At 71.7% G+C, this 16,499-nt stretch carries 15 protein-coding genes and 1 tRNA gene; 10 read left to right on the top strand and 6 right to left on the bottom strand.

Annotated features, from left to right (window positions below; translation table 11 throughout):
- The first annotated feature begins 161 nt into the window (after positions 1-161).
- A complete protein-coding gene (locus Q5722_RS05840) occupies positions 162-1,607 on the top strand; it encodes an NAD(P)/FAD-dependent oxidoreductase (RefSeq protein WP_305027269.1) in 1,446 nt (481 codons plus the stop codon).
- A gap of 95 nt (positions 1,608-1,702) precedes the next feature.
- On the opposite strand, the gene Q5722_RS05835 is transcribed toward Q5722_RS05840, so the two are convergent.
- The 5 genes from Q5722_RS05835 to Q5722_RS05815 form a co-directional block, all read right to left on the bottom strand.
- Entirely contained in the window at positions 1,703-5,083 is a 3,381-nt protein-coding gene (locus Q5722_RS05835; protein WP_305027268.1) for a coiled-coil domain-containing protein, read from the bottom strand.
- Positions 5,084-5,225: 142 nt separating this feature from the next.
- On the bottom strand, positions 5,226-5,636 hold the full coding sequence (locus tag Q5722_RS05830; RefSeq protein ID WP_305027267.1) for an arsenate reductase ArsC: 411 nt from the start codon (positions 5,634-5,636) through the stop codon (positions 5,226-5,228).
- Complete coding sequence (locus Q5722_RS05825) at positions 5,636-6,322, bottom strand: aquaporin (RefSeq protein ID WP_305027266.1); 687 nt, start codon at positions 6,320-6,322, stop codon at positions 5,636-5,638. Before Q5722_RS05825 ends, Q5722_RS05830 begins: the two co-directional genes overlap by 1 nt.
- On the bottom strand, positions 6,319-6,675 hold the full coding sequence (locus tag Q5722_RS05820) for an ArsR/SmtB family transcription factor (RefSeq protein ID WP_305027265.1): 357 nt from the start codon (positions 6,673-6,675) through the stop codon (positions 6,319-6,321). The genes Q5722_RS05825 and Q5722_RS05820 overlap by 4 nt, the downstream gene beginning before the upstream one ends.
- A 239-nt stretch (positions 6,676-6,914) precedes the next feature.
- A tRNA-Lys gene (locus Q5722_RS05815) sits at positions 6,915-6,987 on the bottom strand.
- A 325-nt stretch (positions 6,988-7,312) separates the two neighbouring features.
- On the opposite strand from Q5722_RS05815, the gene Q5722_RS05810 reads away from it, so the two are divergent.
- The 8 genes from Q5722_RS05810 (at position 7,313) to Q5722_RS05775 (ending at position 13,168) form a co-directional block, all read left to right on the top strand.
- Positions 7,313-7,516 (top strand): cold-shock protein, encoded by a 204-nt coding sequence (locus tag Q5722_RS05810; RefSeq protein ID WP_045548871.1) that lies wholly within the window; start codon positions 7,313-7,315, stop codon positions 7,514-7,516.
- 184 nt (positions 7,517-7,700) lie between these two features.
- Positions 7,701-7,868, top strand: coding sequence for a hypothetical protein (locus tag Q5722_RS05805; protein ID WP_305027264.1), 168 nt, complete (start codon positions 7,701-7,703; stop codon positions 7,866-7,868).
- 42 nt (positions 7,869-7,910) lie between these two features.
- Positions 7,911-8,210: a metal-sensitive transcriptional regulator gene (locus Q5722_RS05800; protein WP_305027263.1), complete on the top strand. Its 300-nt coding sequence runs from the start codon at positions 7,911-7,913 to the stop codon at positions 8,208-8,210.
- Positions 8,211-8,228: 18 nt separating this feature from the next.
- Entirely contained in the window at positions 8,229-8,435 is a 207-nt protein-coding gene (locus tag Q5722_RS05795) for a heavy-metal-associated domain-containing protein (protein ID WP_305027262.1), read from the top strand.
- Positions 8,432-9,289 carry a DUF8832 domain-containing protein gene (locus tag Q5722_RS05790; protein ID WP_305027261.1) on the top strand — a complete coding sequence of 286 codons (858 nt, stop codon included), beginning with the start codon at positions 8,432-8,434 and terminating at the stop codon, positions 9,287-9,289. Before Q5722_RS05795 ends, Q5722_RS05790 begins: the two co-directional genes overlap by 4 nt.
- Complete coding sequence (locus Q5722_RS05785) at positions 9,276-11,468, top strand: heavy metal translocating P-type ATPase (protein WP_305027260.1); 2,193 nt, start codon at positions 9,276-9,278, stop codon at positions 11,466-11,468. The genes Q5722_RS05790 and Q5722_RS05785 overlap by 14 nt, the downstream gene beginning before the upstream one ends.
- Before the next feature lie 76 nt (positions 11,469-11,544).
- Positions 11,545-12,162: a DUF47 domain-containing protein gene (locus tag Q5722_RS05780; RefSeq protein WP_305027259.1), complete on the top strand. Its 618-nt coding sequence runs from the start codon at positions 11,545-11,547 to the stop codon at positions 12,160-12,162.
- A gap of 4 nt (positions 12,163-12,166) precedes the next feature.
- The gene (locus Q5722_RS05775; RefSeq protein ID WP_305027258.1) at positions 12,167-13,168 is read left to right on the top strand and encodes an inorganic phosphate transporter; all 1,002 of its coding nucleotides are present in this window, start codon (positions 12,167-12,169) and stop codon (positions 13,166-13,168) included.
- Positions 13,169-13,234: 66 nt separating this feature from the next.
- On the opposite strand, the gene Q5722_RS05770 is transcribed toward Q5722_RS05775, so the two are convergent.
- Positions 13,235-14,260 (bottom strand): alpha/beta hydrolase, encoded by a 1,026-nt coding sequence (locus Q5722_RS05770; RefSeq protein WP_305027257.1) that lies wholly within the window; start codon positions 14,258-14,260, stop codon positions 13,235-13,237.
- Between the two features lie 157 nt (positions 14,261-14,417).
- Between Q5722_RS05770 and Q5722_RS05765 the strand changes: the two genes are divergently transcribed.
- Positions 14,418-16,499, top strand: coding sequence for an RNA degradosome polyphosphate kinase (locus Q5722_RS05765; protein ID WP_305028338.1), 2,082 nt, complete (start codon positions 14,418-14,420; stop codon positions 16,497-16,499).

The following is a 16,499-nucleotide window of genomic DNA, read 5'->3' as shown; positions in this document are numbered from 1 at the left end:
GCTCACACTGGGGCGAACACCATGCTTGCACAACCGACATCTCGGACGCTGGACGGCAAAGGGGTGGGCCGCTGGACGCGACCCCCGTGCAAGGTGGCAGGCTAGGGGCGCGCCCGCGGGGAGGGCGTCCGCGGGAGGGTCTGCCCAGGAAAGGCCAGTACATGACTGACACTGCCAAGCGCCACCACGTCGTGGTCATCGGCTCCGGCTTCGGTGGTCTGTTCGCGACGAAGGGCCTCAAGCGCTCCGACGTCGACGTGACCATGATCGCGAAGACCAACCACCACCTCTTCCAGCCGCTGCTGTACCAGGTGGCGACCGGCATCCTCGCGCCCGGCGAGATCGCGCCGGCGACGCGCGACGTGCTGTCCGGCCAGAAGAACGCCCGCGTCGTCCTGGGCGAGGTCACCGACATCGACCTGGCCAACAAGACGATCACCTCGAAGATCCAGCGCCGCGAGACGGTCACGTCGTACGACTCCCTGATCGTCGCTGCCGGCGCCGGCCAGTCGTACTTCGGCAACGACCACTTCGCCGAGTTCGCCCCCGGCATGAAGTCGATCGACGACGCCCTCGAGCTCCGCGGCCGCATCTTCGGCGCGTTCGAGCTGGCGGAGCTCGCCGAGACCGAGGAGGAGCGCGAGCGCCGGATGACCTTCGTCGTCGTCGGCGCCGGCCCGACCGGTGTCGAGATGGCCGGCCAGATCGCCGAGCTCGCGCACCGCACCCTGCGCAAGGACTTCCGCCGCATCGACACGACCAAGGCGCGCGTCATCCTGCTCGACGCCGCCCCGCAGGTCCTGCCGCCGTTCGGCAAGAAGCTCGGCGAGGTCACCAAGAAGTCGCTCGAGAAGCGCGGCGTCGAGGTCATCCTCGGCGGCCTCGTCTCGGACCTCGACGAGCGCGGCCTCACCGTCCAGTTCAAGGACGCCGAGCCGATGCGCATCGAGTCCGGCTGCAAGGTCTGGGCGGCCGGCGTCCAGGCCAGCGAGCTCAGCACCACGCTCTCCGAGCAGACCGGCGCCTCCCTCGACCGTGCGGGCCGCATCGCGGTCAACCCCGACCTCACGCTGCCCGGCTACCCCGAGGTCTTCGTCGTCGGCGACATGATCGCCCTCGACAACCTCCCGGGCGTCGCCCAGGTCGCGATCCAGGGCGGCAAGTACGCCGCCAAGACGATCAAGGGACGTCTGGCCGGCAAGCCGCAGCTCAAGCCGTTCAAGTACTTCGACAAGGGCTCGATGGCCACGATCTCGCGCTTCAGCGCGGTCGTGAAGATGGGCAACTTCACCCTGAGCGGCATCATCGCCTGGTTCATGTGGCTGGCCGTCCACCTGGCCTACATGACCGGCTACCGCAACCGCGTCTACGCGCTCGGCCACTGGCTGGTCAGCTTCCTCGGCCACGGTCGCTCCGAGCGGGTGATCACCGAGACCCAGATCTTCGCCCGCCGCGCGATCAACCGGCTCGACGGCGGTACAGCTGCGGTCGCGTCGGCACCGGCCGACTGGAACAAGGTCCGCGCGAAGCTCGAGGCGAAGGCCGAGCAGGAGTCGGCCCTGACCGACTCCGGCAAGCGCGGCACGCACGAGTCGGCGGCGGGCTGACGGCGTACCTCCACTGCGACGAAGGGCCGCGGACACCGTGAGGTGTCCGCGGCCCTTCGCGTCGTCCGGTCGCGCGCCGTCCGTCGTCGGGTCCGTCAGAGGTCGGGACGGAACTGGCGGATCACGTCGGTGAACTGCTGGGGGTCGACCAGTCGACCGTCGATCTCGTACGGCGCCATGCTCGCGCGGTGGATGAGCAGCTTCCACTTGCGGCTGGTCGGCGGCTCGGGCATCTCGAGCACCACGCGCGGGTTGGTCAGGTCGAACTTGTAGCGCGACTGGTCCTCGACCACCTCGAGGATGCCGTCCTCGATGCGCACGTGGGACTGGCCACCGCCGGAGCGGAACGCGAAGAAGAGCAGCGCGACGCACAGGGCCGCAGCGACGCCGACCGTGACCTTCGACGGGTCCTGGTAGGCCAGGTAGACAGCCGCGATCGCGAGAGCGAAGAGGGTGGCCTGCAGCAGCCCGTTGACCAGGGGCGACGGTCCGCGGCGTCCGAAGTCGACGGCGCCGCCCGGGGCATGGATCCGCTCGATCGCCCCGGTCGTCTCCACCGCAGGCGCAGTCGCTGCCGCGGACACCGCCGGGAAGGAGCTGGTCGACTCGACGAGGGATTCGACGGCGGACTCGGCGAGGTGGACGGGTGCGGCGAGCGGTGCGGGCACGACCGGGGCAGCGAACGCAGCCGGAGCCGCGGGCGGTGCGAACGCCGCCGGCACCGCTGGGAGCTCGCCCGTGCCGTCGTCACGGTGGCGCGCAGCAGCAGGGGACGCCGAGACCGCGCCGGTGTCGGGCGGGATCGGCAGCGCGCGCGACCCCGTGCGCTCGGCAGGCGCCTCGGCCTGTGCGGCGTCGAAGCGGACGGCCTCCTCGGCCTCCGCCGCCCGTCGTGCCTCTGCGGCGCGCTCTGCCTCGGCGGCGCGCTGGGCCTCCGCGGCCGCGACGCGCACGGCTTCGGCCCGCTCGGCCGCAGCCTGCTCGGCGGCGAGGCGCTCGGTCTCGGCCTGCTCGGCGGCGAGGCGCTCGGTCTCGGCCTGCTCGGCAGCGACGCGCTCGGTCTCGGCCTGCTCGGCAGCGACGCGCTCGGTCTCGGCCTGCTCGGCGGCGCGGCGCTGCGCCTCGGCCCGCTCCGCTGCGAGGCGCTCGGCCTCGACTCGCGATGCCTCGGCGGCGGCCAGGCGCTCGGCATCGGCCTGTGCTGCCTCCTGGGCGGCCACACGCGCAGCCTCACGGCGTTCGGCCTCTGCGCGATCGGCGGCCAGGATCTCCGCCTCGCTCTGGGCTGCGGCCATGCGCGCCTCGAACTCGGCGCGGGCCTGCTCCTGGGTCGCCCGCAGCGTCTGGGCGGCCTCCTCGGCGAGCGCGGCCTCCTCGGCCGCGCGGCGCTCGGCCTCCAGTCGCACGGTCGCGAAATGTGCGGCCTCGCTCGCGCGCTGGCGGGCGGCCTTCTCCTCGGCCAGTCGCTCGGCGGCAAGCCGCTCGACCTCGGCGAGCCGCTCGGCGGCCAGTCGCTCGACCTCGGCGGCGCGCGCCTGGGCCTCACGCTCGAGGCTGATGCGGGCCTGGGCCGTGCGGGCAGCCTCGTCCGCCTGCGCCTGGGCGGCGCGCTCGGCCTCGACACGGGCGGCGGCGAGGCGGGCGGCTTCCTGGGCCTGTTCGGCAGCCGCCCGTTCCGACTCGATCCGGGCCTGGGCCAGGCGCTCTGCCTCGGCGGCCTGCTCGGCGGCGCGACGCTCCGCCTCGACGCGCTGCGCGGCCAGCTGCTGGGCCTCCGCCGCGAGCGCGGCGGCAGCCTGCTCGGCGGCAGCCCGCTGCTCGGCGGCGATCCGCTCGGCCTCGGCCTGTTCGGCGGCGAGGCGCAGGGCCTCGGCCTGGGCGGCCTCGTTGGCGGCGAGGGCCCGGGCGTGCTCGGCGCGAGCCAGCTCGTTCTGCTGGACCTCGGCGAGCCGGGCGTTCTCGGCGGCGATGCGCTGCTGGAGCTCGGTGCGGGCCTGGTCCTCGGCCAGGCGCCTGGCCTGTGCGGCCTCCTCGGCGAGAGCGGCCTCCTCGGCGGCCCGGCGCTCGGCCTCGAGGCGGAGGTTCGCGAAGTGTGCGGCCTCGCTCGCGCGCTGGCGGGCGGCCTTCTCCTCCGCGAGGCGCTCCGTGGCCAGGCGCTCGGCCTCTGCGGCCTGCACCTGGGCGATCCGCTCGGCCTCGATGCGGGCCTCGGCGAGGCGCTGGGCCTCGGCCGCCTGCTCGGCGGCCCGACGCTCGGCCTCGACGCGCTGCGAGGCGACGCGCTGCGCCTCGGCGGCATGGGCGGCTGCGGCGTGCTCGGCGGCCGCGCGTTCCTCGGCGGCCTTCTTCTCGATGGCGGCCTGCTTGGCGGCTGCCTTCTCTGCGGCGACACGCTTGGCCGCCGCCTTCTCCGCGGCACGGGCCTGGTGCTGGGCCGACAGCTCGAGCGCGGCGCGCTCGGCGGCCGCCTGCTCGGCGATCTGGGCCTGCTCGTGTGCGGCCTGTTCGGCCAGTGCCCGCTCGGTCGCCGTCTTCTCTGCTGCTGCTGCCTTCTCCGCTGCCCGGCGCTCGGCGGCTGCCCGAGCGGCGGCCTCCTCCTCAGCGTGGGCAGCGCGCTCGGCGGCGGCGCGCTCGGCGGCCAGCCGCTCGGCAGCCGCGGCCTCCACGCGGGCTGCGCGCTCGGCGGCTGCGCGCTCGGCGGCCGCGGCGCTCTCGAGGGCACGCTGCTCCTGGGCAAGTCGCTCGGCGGCGACCCGCTCGGCCTCGGCAGCGCGCTCGGCCGCCGCGCGCTCGCGGTTCGCCTTCTCGGCGGCGGCCAGGGCCGCGGCTTCCTGCTCGGCAGCGGCGCGCTCGGCGGCGGCAGCGAGTCCCTGGGTGGCGCGGGCGACAGCGGCCTTGCGCATCGTGTCGACGTCGTCGGTCGGCGGTGAAGGGGCGGAGCCGGCCACCGCGGGAGTGTCCGCCGGACGGCGCTGGGTGCGCCGCGTGCGCCGGCCGGCGCCGGTCTCGGGCGCGTCCGCCGTGTCAGCGCGGGCCTCGGTCGGCGCGGGCGCAGCGGGCTCCGGGGTCGGCGCCGTCGGGCGCTTCTCCGTGCCCTTGTCGTGCTGGGTGAGGCGGTCCAGCCAGGAGGGGCGCTCGCCCGCGGTCGGGCCCTCCTCGGGGTTGTCGAGGACGGAGCGCGCCTGGCCGAGGATGCGGTCGTCGCCGAGCGGCGCGTCGTCGGCGGTGTCGTCCAGGTGGAGCGGTGCCGCCGGGAGCTCCGCGGGGAGCCAGGGCTCCTCCGCGTCCGGCTCGGGCTCCTCCTCGTCGGTGCCCGTCACGCCGCGGACGCGCCGCCACAGCGCGGCCCGAGGGCTGACCGGCATCTTCGGTGCAGCGTTCTCCCCGGTCTCGACGGCCTGCTGGGCCATCCTCAGGACGATGTCGTCAGGCGACTCCTCCACGTCGTGCGTGGGCTCAGTGCTCTCCGCGGACATGGCGTCCTCGTCCTCCCGAAACTCAGGTGCGACCTCCCCGCCGTCGCGCGGCGTGCCCTCGCCGGGCGGTGTGGTCGGCCTCATACATGCCGAAACTACAGCGTCCGGCTGGCGTTACGCAGTACCGCCCGACAATTGGCGCTCAGGCCTGGGGCGTCTCGAGCAGGTCGCTGACGAGGGCCTCGATCCGGGTGCGGATCTCGTCGCGGATCGGCCGGACGGCCTCGATGTCCTGCCCGGCAGGGTCGTCGAGCTGCCAGTCCTCGTAGCGCTTCCCCGGGTAGAACCTGCACGCGTCGCCGCAGCCCATGGTGATGACGACGTCGGAAGCCTCCACGGCCTCGTCGGTCAGCACCTTCGGCGTGTTGTGGGTGATGTCGATGCCCGCCTCGGCCATGGCCTGGACGGCGACAGGGTTGATCTCGTCCTTCGGGGCGGAGCCGGCCGAGAGCACATCGATCCGGTCGCCCGCGAGGTGCTGCAGGAAGCCGGCGGCCATCTGCGACCGGCCAGCGTTGTGCACGCAGACGAAGAGGACGGTGGGCCGGGTCATCAGGACTCCTGAGGGGTGAGTGGGGAGAGCCTCGGCCAGAGCACGCGTACCACGGCGAGCCCGAGCGCGCCTCCCAGCAGCTGCATGAGCACGAACCCGGGCACGGAGCCGGGGGCGATCCCGGAGAAGGTGTCGGAGAACATCCGGGCGACGGTGACCGCGGGATTGGCGAACGACGTGGACGAGGTGAACCAGTAGGCGGCGACGATGTAGCCGGAGACCGCGAAGGCGAGGGTGTCGGTGCGTCCCGAGCGGATGCCCCCGAACACGACGAGGACCAGGCCGAAGGTCGCGACGACCTCGCCCAACCACACGCCGCCGCCACTCCGGCTGTGGCTCGACAGGGCGACGGCGTCGAGCCCGAACATGAGGTTGGCGACCACTGCGCCGAGGGAGCCGCCGACGACCTGGGCGACACCGAGGAGGCCGGCCTCGCGCCACGGCAGCCCGCCCAGCGCCGCCTCGGCGAGGGTCACCACCGGGTTGAACGCCGCGGAGACGGGCTGGAGCGTGAGGATGAGGGCGACGAGGGCCGCTCCGGTGGCCAGGCTGTTGGCGAGCAGCTGGACGCCGACGTCGCGGCTCAGGGCGGTGGCCATGATCCCGGATCCGATGACGCTGCCGACGAGGAAGGCTGTGCCGACGAGCTCGGCCACGCACCGCCGGGTGAAGGGCGAGGGGCTCACCGTGCGCCGCCGATCAGGGTGGCGATGTCCTGCAGCACGTCGCGGCGTACGGAGTAGTAGACCCACGTGCCGCGCTTCTCGCGGCCGAGCAGCCCGGCCTCGTGCAGGACCTTGAGGTGGTGGCTGATCGTCGGCTGGGAGAGGTCGAACGCGTCGTTGAGGTCGCACACGCAGGCCTCGCCGCCCTCGTGTGCGGCCACCAGCGACAGCAGGCGCAGCCTGACCGGGTCGGCCAAGGCCTTGAGCAGCGGGACGACGTCCGCCGCCTGCTCGCTCGTCAGTGGCGTCGAGGTCAGGGGCGAGCAACAGGTCGCCGCCTGCGTCGGTGTGAGGTCGAGCGCGTTCGTGGGCACGGCCCGAAGATATCGATGGACATAGATATTGACAAGAGTCGATGAATGGCCGATGGTCAAACATCGACGGAGATCGATATGGGGAGGAGGATGTGATGACCGAGATCGAGGCCGCGTGCTGCGCCAGGGCCGGCGACGACAGCGACTGCTGTGGCGGCGTTCCCTGCTGCTGAGCAGGGGTCGTGCGGCGCGGTGGCCGTCGGCCGCGGCGCCGCACGACGGAACGCGAACGGAGTCGGTAGGCCCTGTGGGACTCGAACCCACAACCCGCGGATTAAAAGTCCGATGCTCTGCCAATTGAGCTAAGGGCCCGTGCTCGGAGCGCGCCCGGCACGGGTCGGGAGTCTACGGCCGCCCCTGTCTGCTTCGGCCGGTGCGACCGGTTCGGTGAGGGTGTTACACGCCTGTTCCCCAGAGTTCATTGCAGGCGGGGGTTCCATCGGGGGTGTTCGTTGCTAGTGTTGCCAACGCAACAGGTGCAAGTTCCAGCAGGTGTGACGCCCGCGGAGTTTGTGATCCAACGGCGTATCTTCCTCGGGGTCCCAGCATTTCGAGTCGGAGCGACGTGTCACCGCACGTGTTGTGGGGCCGTCGACCTTGGCGGCCTCTCGCCCCGGCAACAGAAATGAGAAGAGCAATGGCTCAGGGCACCGTCAAGTGGTTCAACGCTGAGAAGGGCTTCGGCTTCATCGCGCAGGAGGACGGCGGCGACGACGTCTTCGTCCACTACTCCGCCATCCAGACCAACGGCTACAAGTCGCTGGACGAGAACCAGAAGGTCGAGTTCGACGTCACGCAGGGTCCGAAGGGCCCGCAGGCGGAGAACGTTCGCCCCCTCTGAGGCGCACCGTCCGAGACGCACCTGTCTCTGACAACCGGAGCCCCGGACACCAGCAGCTGCTGGGGTCCGGGGCTCCTCCCGTTCTCCGGGGTCCACTCCGTGGATCCCAAAGCGGGACTTTCCGTGCGGCGTGGGTAAACGTCCGGCACGATGGGTGTGAGGGAACAACCGGAGGGAGGCGGAGATGTCCGACCAGTTCGACGTGTCACTCGAGGACCCTGACCTCCTCGGGGAGGTCGAGATGACGACGAACCTGATCATCGCGGCGAGCGAGGCGGCTGGCCCGCTCGACCAGGAGGAGATCGACGAGATCCTCGGCGTCGTACCGGCGCCCGAGGAGGATCTCGCGTAGCCAGCGGGAACAGATATACCCCCTAGGGGTATTGTGGCCGGTATGCACGACACGCATGCCGGCCACGGCTACATCGGTGACAAGAACGCCTACCTCACGCGGCTGCGCCGTATCGAGGGCCAGGTGCGCGGCCTCCAGCGCATGGTGGAGGAGGAGCAGTACTGCATCGACATCCTGACGCAGGTCTCCGCCGTCACGAAGGGCCTGCAGGCCGTCTCGATGGGCCTCGTCGAGGACCACCTCGGCCACTGTGTCGTGCGTGCAGCCCGTGCGGGCGACGCCGAGGCGGAGGAGAAGGTCAGGGAAGCCTCCGCCGCCATCGCCCGCCTCCTCCGTTCCTGACCACCCGAAAGGACTCCCATGAGCACCACCAGCACCTGGACCGTCACCGGCATGACCTGTGGCCACTGCGTCGCCTCGGTCACCGAGGAGCTGCAGGAGGTCGCCGGTGTCACCGACGTGCGCGTCGACCTGCCCACCGGCGCGGTCACCGTCACCAGCGACGGCGAGCTGTCGCGCGAGGCCGTCGAGGCGGCCGTCACCGAGGCGGGGTACCAGCTCGCATGACCCAGCTGATGCGCAACCGCGTGGTCTTCATCCTCGTCGCCGTGGGTGCCTTCGTGCTCGCCTTCGGTCTGGGACAGGTCGCCGGCAACAAGAAGGACGGCGCTCCGAAGGACGGTGGCGGCCCGACCGCTCCCTACACCGTGAAGCTCGTGGGCGACACGGACCTGCCCGCTGCCGGGTCCGGGAAGCAGGAGCTTCGCTTCGAGGTCCTCGACCCGGCAGGCACGGTGGTCACCGACTACGACACGGTCCACGAGAAGAAGCTGCACCTGATCGTGGCGGAGAAGGCCGACCCGCGCATCTACGCGCACCTCCACCCCGCGTTCTCCGACGGTGTCTGGAGCGTCGCGACCGACCTGGTCGGGGGCGAGTTCCGGTTGTACGCCGACACGCGACCCACCGGCGCGGACGCCCAGGTGCTGACCGCCGACTTCACCGTCGACGGCGACCGCCGCGCGACGCGCGCGATGGCGGTCAACGACACCGCGACCGTCGACGGGTACGACGTCGCGCTGCGGGCCGACGGGACGGCGTACACCTTCACCGTCACGAAGGGTGGCGCTCCGGTGACGCTGCAGCCCTACCTGGGTGCCGGCGGTCACCTCGTCGGCATCCGCACGGAGTCGCTCGACTACCTGCATGCGCACGCGATGGCGGCGAAGGCGAACACGGTCGGCTTCCACGTCGAGGCGGGTAGCTCGGGCCTCTGGGTGCTGCACCTCGACTTCCAGGTCGACGGCACGGTCCACGACGCCACGTTCGTCCAGCGCATCGACGGCGCCGGCATGGGCGGGCACGACATGGACATGGGCGGCATGGACATGGGTGATGGGGAAGGCCATGACCACCACTGACCGGATCGAGCTCCAGATCGAGGGCATGACCTGCGCGTCCTGCGCCAACCGCATCGAGCGCAAGCTGAACAAGCTCGACGGGGTCACGGCCACGGTCAACTACGCGACGGAGAAGGCCTCCATCGCGATCGCGCCCGAGGTGACGCGGCAGCAGCTGGTCGACGCCGTCGAGGCAGCCGGGTACGCCGTGGCAGACGCGAGCGCGCCGGCGGCCGCGCCGGCGGTCTCGCCCGGCCTGCGGGTGCTGCTCTCGGCGGGGCTGAGCCTTCCGGTCGTCCTGCTGGCCATGGTGCCCGCGTGGCAGTTCGCGGGCTGGCAGTGGGTCTCGTTCGTGCTCGCGACGCCGGTGGTGCTGTGGGCGGGCTGGCCGTTCCACCGGGCGGCGTTCGTCAACGCGCGCCACGGGACCTCGACCATGGACACGCTCGTCAGCCTGGGCACGCTCGCGGCGTTCGGCTGGTCGGTCTTCGCCCTCTTCCTCGGCACGGCAGGCCACCTCGGCATGGTGCACGAGTTCTCCCTCGTGCCGCGTCGCACCGGCGGTGCGGGGGACATCTACCTCGAGGCGGCGACCGGTGTCACGACCTTCCTCCTCGCGGGGCGGTGGCTCGAGTCGCGGGCCAAGCGGCACGCGGGTGACGCGCTGCGTCGTCTGCTCGAGCTCGGCGCGCGCGACGTCGCCGTCCTGCGTGACGGTGTCGAGCGCCGGGTGCCGGTCGAGGAGCTGGCCGTCGGCGACCTCTTCGTCGTGCGCCCCGGCGAGCGGGTAGCGACCGACGGTGTCGTCGAGGACGGTCTCTCCGCCGTGGACGTCTCGCTCCTCACGGGTGAGCCCGTGCCGGTCGAGGTCGGCCCCGGCGACGAGGTGGTCGGGGCGTCGGTCAACGCCCAGGGCCGTCTGGTGGTGCGGGCGACGCGCGTCGGCGCCGACACCCAGCTGGCCCGCATGGCCCAGCTCGTGGAGGAGGCCCAGAACGGCAAGGCCGCGGTCCAGCGCCTCGCCGACCGGGTCTCCGCCGTCTTCGTACCGGTCGTCATCGTGGTCGCGATCGGCACCCTCGGCTTCTGGCTGGGCAGCGGTGCCGCAGCCGGTCTGGCCCTCAACGCGGCCGTCAGCGTTCTGGTCATCGCCTGCCCCTGTGCGCTCGGCCTCGCGACGCCGACGGCCTTGATGGTCGGCACGGGCCGTGGTGCCCAGCTCGGCATCCTGATCCGGGGGCCCGAGGTCCTCGAGTCCACGCGCCGCGTCGACACGGTCGTGCTCGACAAGACCGGCACGGTGACGGAGGGCCGGATGGTCCTCGCCTCGACGGTCACCGCCGAGGGTGAGGACGCGGCCGACGTGCTGCGGCGGGCCGCCGCTGTCGAGGCCGGTTCCGAGCACCCGGTCGCACAGGCCGTCGTGGCGGCGGTGGCCGGCGTCGGTCCTGCCCCGGACTTCCGGGCGCTGCCGGGCCTCGGGGCCGAGGCGCGGGTGGACGGGGAGCCGGTGCTGGTCGGCCGCCGACAGCTGCTCGAGGAACGCGGCATCGACCTCGGTGACGGTCTCGCCGGCGCGGTCGACGCCGCTGCCTCCCGCGGTGAGGCGACGGTCGTCGTGGCCTGGGGTGGCCGGGCGCGCGGGGTGCTCGGGGTGGCCGATGGGGTCCGGCCCTCCTCGGCCGAGGCGGTCCGGCGGTTCCGCGACCTCGGGCTGGAGGTCGTGCTCCTGACCGGCGACAACGCCGGGAGCGCGCGCGCCGTCGCCGGGCGCGTCGGCATCACCACCGTGATCGCGGAGGTGCTGCCTGCCGACAAGCTCGCCGAGGTACGCCGTCTCCAGGCCGGCGGCCGGGTGGTCGCGATGGTCGGCGACGGCGTCAACGACGCGGCCGCTCTCGCGCAGGCCGACCTCGGCATCGCGATGGGCAGCGGCTCCGACGTGGCGATCGAGGCGGGAGACCTGACCCTCGTGCGCACCGACCTGATGACCGCGGTCGACGCGATCCGGCTCTCGCGACGCACGCTGCGCACGATCAAGGCGAACCTGTTCTGGGCCTTCGCCTACAACGTCGCAGGAATCCCGCTCGCCGCTGCGGGCCTGCTGAGCCCGATGCTCGCGGGGGCCGCGATGGCCCTGTCGTCCGTGTTCGTCGTCACGAACAGCCTCCGGTTGCGGGGATTCCACCCCGTGCGGTGACCCCGCGCGTTGCGCAACACGCCGCCGTTGCCCCTAGCATGTTTCGCGTTCCGCTCCTCCTCACCCGGAGTTCACCGTGGCCTTCCGCATCCGTCCTGTCGACACGACGTTCTACGACCTCTTCACTGCGTCCGCGCAGCACCTCGTGGTGGGCGCCGGCCTGCTCGCCGAGATGCTCGCCGACGGAGCCGACCGCGAGGCGGTGGCCCAGCGCATGCGCGAGGCCGAGCACCAGGCGGACGAGACGACCCACGAGATCGTGCGGCGCGTCAACAGCACCTTCGTGACGCCCTTCGACCGCGAGGACATCTACGCCCTCGCCTCGGGCCTCGACGACGTCATGGACTTCATGGACGAGGCAGTCGACGAGATCCTGCTCTACGAGGTCAAGGAGATCCCCGCCGGTGTCTCCAAGCTCGTCGAGGTGCTGCAGCAGTGCGCCGAGGTGACCGCTGCCGCGATGCCGAAGCTCCAGTCCATGAAGGACATGTCGGAGTACTGGATCGAGGTCAACCGCCTCGAGAACACCGGCGACAAGACCTTCCGGCGTACCCTCGCCGAGCTCTTCAGCGGCGACTTCAAGGCGCTCGAGGTGCTCAAGCTCAAGGACATCATCGAGTCGCTCGAGAGCGGCATCGACGGCTTCGAGACGGTGGCCAACATCGTCGAGCAGATCGCCGTCAAGGAGTCCTGACCTCGTGGAGCTCGCCGTCCTGATCACCCTCGTGGTGATCGCCCTCGCGTTCGACTACACGAACGGTTTCCACGACGCAGCCAACGCGATCGCCACCTCGGTGTCGACGCGCGCCCTGACGCCGAAGGTCGCGCTCATCCTCGCGGCCGTCATGAACTTCATCGGTGCCCTCATCGGCACCGAGGTGGCCCACACCGTCGCCGACACGATCGGCGAGATCAGCGGCACGCACGGCCTGGTGATCGTCCTCGGGGCGCTCATCGGCGCCATCACGTGGAACCTGATCACCTGGTACTTCGGTCTGCCCTCGTCCTCCTCGCACGCCCTGATCGGCGCCCTGGTGGGCGCCGGCCTCGTCGGCGGTGCGACGGTCAACTGGTCGATCATCAAGGAGAAGGTCATCGTCCCGATGGTCGTCTCCCCGGTGGTCGGCTTCACGCTCGCGTTCCTGCTCATGCTGGCCTTCACCTGGATCCTGCGGAAGCGCAACCCGCACGTGATCAACCGCCGCTTCCGCTTCCTCCAGGTCTTCTCCGCCGCGGCGCTCGCGCTCGGCCACGGCCTCCAGGACGCGCAGAAGACGATGGGCGTCATCCTCATCGCCCTGGTCACCTACGACTCGGGCAGGTACGACATCGACCACCTGCCGCTCTGGGTCATCCTCGGCGCGGCCGGCGCGATCAGCCTCGGCACCTACTCCGGCGGCTGGCGGATCATGCGGACCATCGGTCGCAAGATCATCAAGCTGGACCCGCCCTCGGGCTTCGCCGCCGAGTCGGTCGCGACCAGCGTCCTCTACGTGATGGCGATCCACTTCAAGGCGCCCGTCTCGACCACCCACACGATCACCTCGGCGGTCATGGGTGCCGGTGCCACCCGGGGTCGTCGTGCGGTCCAGTGGAACATGGCCGGCACGATCGTCATGGCGTGGGTACTGACCTTCCCGTGCGCGGCCCTCGCGGCCGCCGCGTCCTACGGCGTGCTGAAGCTGGTCCTGCCTGTCTGAGGGCCCGGACGTGCAACGACGAACGCCCCGCCTGGTCTCCGGACCGGCGGGGCGTTCGTCGTCTGGTCAGCGGGCGAGGCCGGCCTTCAGGACCTCCGCGAGGCGCGCGACGGCGGCGGGGCCCGAGCGGCCGGCGCCGGTCCAGTTGGCGAAGCCGTGGATCTGGCCGGTGAAGCACTCGTACTCGACCTCGACGCCGGCGGCCATCAGCTTCTCGGCGTACGCCTCACCCTCGTCGCGCAGCGGGTCGAAGCCCGCGGTACAGACGTACGCGGGTGCCAGTCCAGCCGGCACCTCGGCGTCGATGACCGCGTAGCGGGGGTCGGCCAGCTTCTCCGGGGTGGGGGCGTAGCTCGCGGTCGCGCGGTCCATGAGGTTGCCCGTGAGGAAGAAGCCCTCGCGGAAGAGCCGGTGGCTCTCGGTGCCGGCCCTGGGGTCGGTCGCCGGGTAGATCAGCAGCTGGAAGGCGAGGGGCAGGCCCTCCTCGGCGGCCTGCAGCGCCACCGCTGCCGACAGGTTGCCGCCGGCCGAGTCGCCGCCGACCGCGAGCCGGGCCGGGTCCGCGCCGAGGTCTGCGGCATGCGCCGCGACCCAGCGGTACGCCGCCATGCAGTCCTCGTAGGCGGCCGGGAACGGATGCTCCGGCGCAAGCCGGTAGTCGAGCGAGAGGACCCGGACCCCGGCCTTCTCCGCCAGGACACGGCAGGTGGAGTCGTGCGAGTCGATGTCGCCGACGATCCAGCCGCCACCGTGGATGTAGACCAGCAGTGCCTCGGAGCCGGCGCGCGGGACGTAGAGCCGGGCCGGGACTCCCGCGACCTCGAGGTCGCGCACCGAGCCGATGGGCTGGGCGCCGCCCACGGCCCGGCTGTTGGCGATGGTGTTGGCGCGGGCCTCGTCGATCGGGCCCATGCCGAACTCGGGCTCGCGGGTCAGGGCGAGCATGCGGAGCACCGCCTGGGCCTCGAGGTCGAGGGTGTTGCCGTCGATCACGACCGGCTTGCCGGCGAAGGCCCGCAGCGCGGGACGTGGCAGGGCGAGCAGGCCGCGGATCGCGGCGGACTTCAGGGGCACGGGGAGGTCGATACGCACGGCGCCGACGGTAGCGGGTGCGTCGCGTCATCTGCCGTTCACCGTGAGGTGAAACACTCGTGCCGTGACTTCCGAAGCCCTTCCCTCGCACACCGGCGGCTCGATCGACGAGGGGCCGCTCGCGGAGCGCCCGGCCGGCGCCCTGGGGACCTTCGACGTGGAGCCTCCGTACGTCCCGGACGAGGAGGCCGTCTCGGCACTCGAGGCGTTCCCCGACCGCTTCCTCGACCGTGAGCAGTCCTGGCTGCGCTTCAACCAGCGCGTGCTCGAGCTGGCCGAGGACACCCACCTGCCCCTGCTGGAGCGGGCCCGCTTCCTGGCGATCTTCGCCAGCAACCTCGACGAGTTCTTCATGGTCCGCGTGGCGGGCCTCAAGCGGCGGATCGCCGCGGGCGTGGCGGTGCGCTCGGCGAGCGGCCACCTGCCCAAGGAGGTCCTCGAGACGATCTGGTCCGGCACCCGCGAGCTGATGGACCGCCACGCGGCCGTCTTCCAGACGCAGGTCGTCCCCGCCCTCCTGGAGGAGGGCATCGAGCTGGTCCGCTGGGCCGACCTCGACGAGGACGAGCAGAAGTACTGCAAGAAGCTCTTCAAGGCCCGCATCTTCCCGGTGCTGACCCCGCTCGCGGTCGACCCGGCGCACCCGTTCCCGTACATCTCGGGACTGTCGCTCAACCTCGCCGTGGTGGTGCGCCACCCGAAGACCGGCAAGGAGCACTTCGCGCGGGTCAAGGTGCCGCCGATCTTCGACCGCTTCGTCTCCCTCGGCAACCAGCGCTTCGTGCCGCTGGAGGACGTCATCGGCGAGCACCTCAAGAAGCTCTTCCCGGGCATGGAGGTGCTCAAGGTCCACACCTTCCGGGTCACGCGCAACGAGGACCTGGAGGTCGAGGAGGACGACGCCGAGAACCTGCTGGCCGCACTCGAGAAGGAGCTGCTCCGCCGCAAGTTCGGTCCGCCCGTGCGGCTCGAGGTCGAGGAGTCCATGGACCCGGAGGTGCTCGACCTGCTCGTCTCCGAGCTCGGCATCAGCGAGCAGGAGGTCTTCCACCTCCCCGGTCCGCTTGACCTGCGGGGCCTCCACGACATCGCCGACCTCGACCGCGACGACCTCAAGTTCGAGGCGTTCGTGCCCTCCACCAACCGCCAGCTGGCGCCCGTGGAGAGCGCCGGTGCGGTCGACGTCTTCAAGGCCATGCGCCGCGGAGACGTCCTCCTGCACCACCCGTACGACTCGTTCTCGACGTCGGTGCAACGCTTCATCGAGCAGGCGGCCGCCGACCCGCACGTCCTCGCGATCAAGCAGACGCTCTACCGCACCTCCGGCGACAGCCCCATCGTCGACGCCCTCATCGACGCCGCCGAGGCCGGCAAGCAGGTCATGGCGCTGGTCGAGATCAAGGCCCGCTTCGACGAGTCCAACAACATCCGGTGGGCCCGCAAGCTCGAGCACGCCGGAGTCCACGTGGTCTACGGCCTGGTCGGCCTGAAGACCCACTGCAAGCTGGCGATGGTCGTGCGGGACGAGCCCGACGGCATCCGGCGCTACACCCACATCGGCACGGGCAACTACAACCCGAAGACCGCGCGCCTCTACGAGGACTTCGGCCTGCTCACGGCCGACGACGCGATCGGCGAGGACGTCGCCCACCTCTTCAACAACCTCAGCGGCTTCTCCCGCAACGCCCGGTACGCCGAGCTCCTGGTCGCCCCCGACTCGGTGCGCGACGGCCTGGTCGAGCAGATCCACGGCGAGATCGCCCACCACCAGGCGGGGCGGCCGGCCGGCGTACGGCTGAAGGCGAACTCCGTCGTCGACGAAGGCGTCATCGACGCGCTCTACCTCGCCTCGCAGGCCGGCGTGCCGGTGCAGCTCCTGGTGCGCGGCATCTGCGCGCTCCGTCCCGGCGTCCACGGCCTCTCCGAGACGATCCAGGTCCGCTCCGTGCTCGGTCGCTTCCTCGAGCACTCCCGCGTCTTCTGCTTCGAGAACGGCGGCGAGCCGGTCGCCTGGATCGGGTCGGCCGACATGATGCACCGCAACCTCGACCGCCGCGTCGAGGCGCTGGTGCGCCTGCCCGGGGAGGCGCAGGTGGAGAAGGTCCGTTCGCTGCTGGACCTCGCGTTCGCGGAGGACACCTCTGCCTGGGAGCTCGCGGCCGACGGCACCTGGAAGCACAACGGCGGCACCGTCGACCTGCAGGCCGAGCTGATCGCTGCGCAGCGCCGCAAGCGCTGA

This window comes from Nocardioides jiangxiensis (assembly GCF_030580915.1).
GTDB classification, from domain to species: domain Bacteria; phylum Actinomycetota; class Actinomycetes; order Propionibacteriales; family Nocardioidaceae; genus Nocardioides; species Nocardioides jiangxiensis.
The sequence above is the reverse complement of the archived record's forward strand: the minus strand, read 5'-3'. Positions and strand labels throughout refer to the sequence as shown.

Excerpts from the sequence above, each read along its gene's own strand:
- Q5722_RS05840 (WP_305027269.1), top strand. The coding sequence starts at position 162 with ATGACTGACACTGCCAAGCGCCACCACGTCGTGGTCATCGGCTCCGGC.
- Q5722_RS05835 (WP_305027268.1), bottom strand. The coding sequence starts at position 5,083 with ATGTCCGCGGAGAGCACTGAGCCCACGCACGACGTGGAGGAGTCGCCT.
- Q5722_RS05830 (WP_305027267.1), bottom strand. The coding sequence starts at position 5,636 with ATGACCCGGCCCACCGTCCTCTTCGTCTGCGTGCACAACGCTGGCCGG.
- Q5722_RS05810 (WP_045548871.1), top strand. The coding sequence starts at position 7,313 with ATGGCTCAGGGCACCGTCAAGTGGTTCAACGCTGAGAAGGGCTTCGGC.
- Q5722_RS05805 (WP_305027264.1), top strand. The coding sequence starts at position 7,701 with ATGTCCGACCAGTTCGACGTGTCACTCGAGGACCCTGACCTCCTCGGG.
- Q5722_RS05800 (WP_305027263.1), top strand. The coding sequence starts at position 7,911 with ATGCACGACACGCATGCCGGCCACGGCTACATCGGTGACAAGAACGCC.
- Q5722_RS05795 (WP_305027262.1), top strand. The coding sequence starts at position 8,229 with ATGAGCACCACCAGCACCTGGACCGTCACCGGCATGACCTGTGGCCAC.
- Q5722_RS05790 (WP_305027261.1), top strand. The coding sequence starts at position 8,432 with ATGACCCAGCTGATGCGCAACCGCGTGGTCTTCATCCTCGTCGCCGTG.
- Q5722_RS05785 (WP_305027260.1), top strand. The coding sequence starts at position 9,276 with ATGACCACCACTGACCGGATCGAGCTCCAGATCGAGGGCATGACCTGC.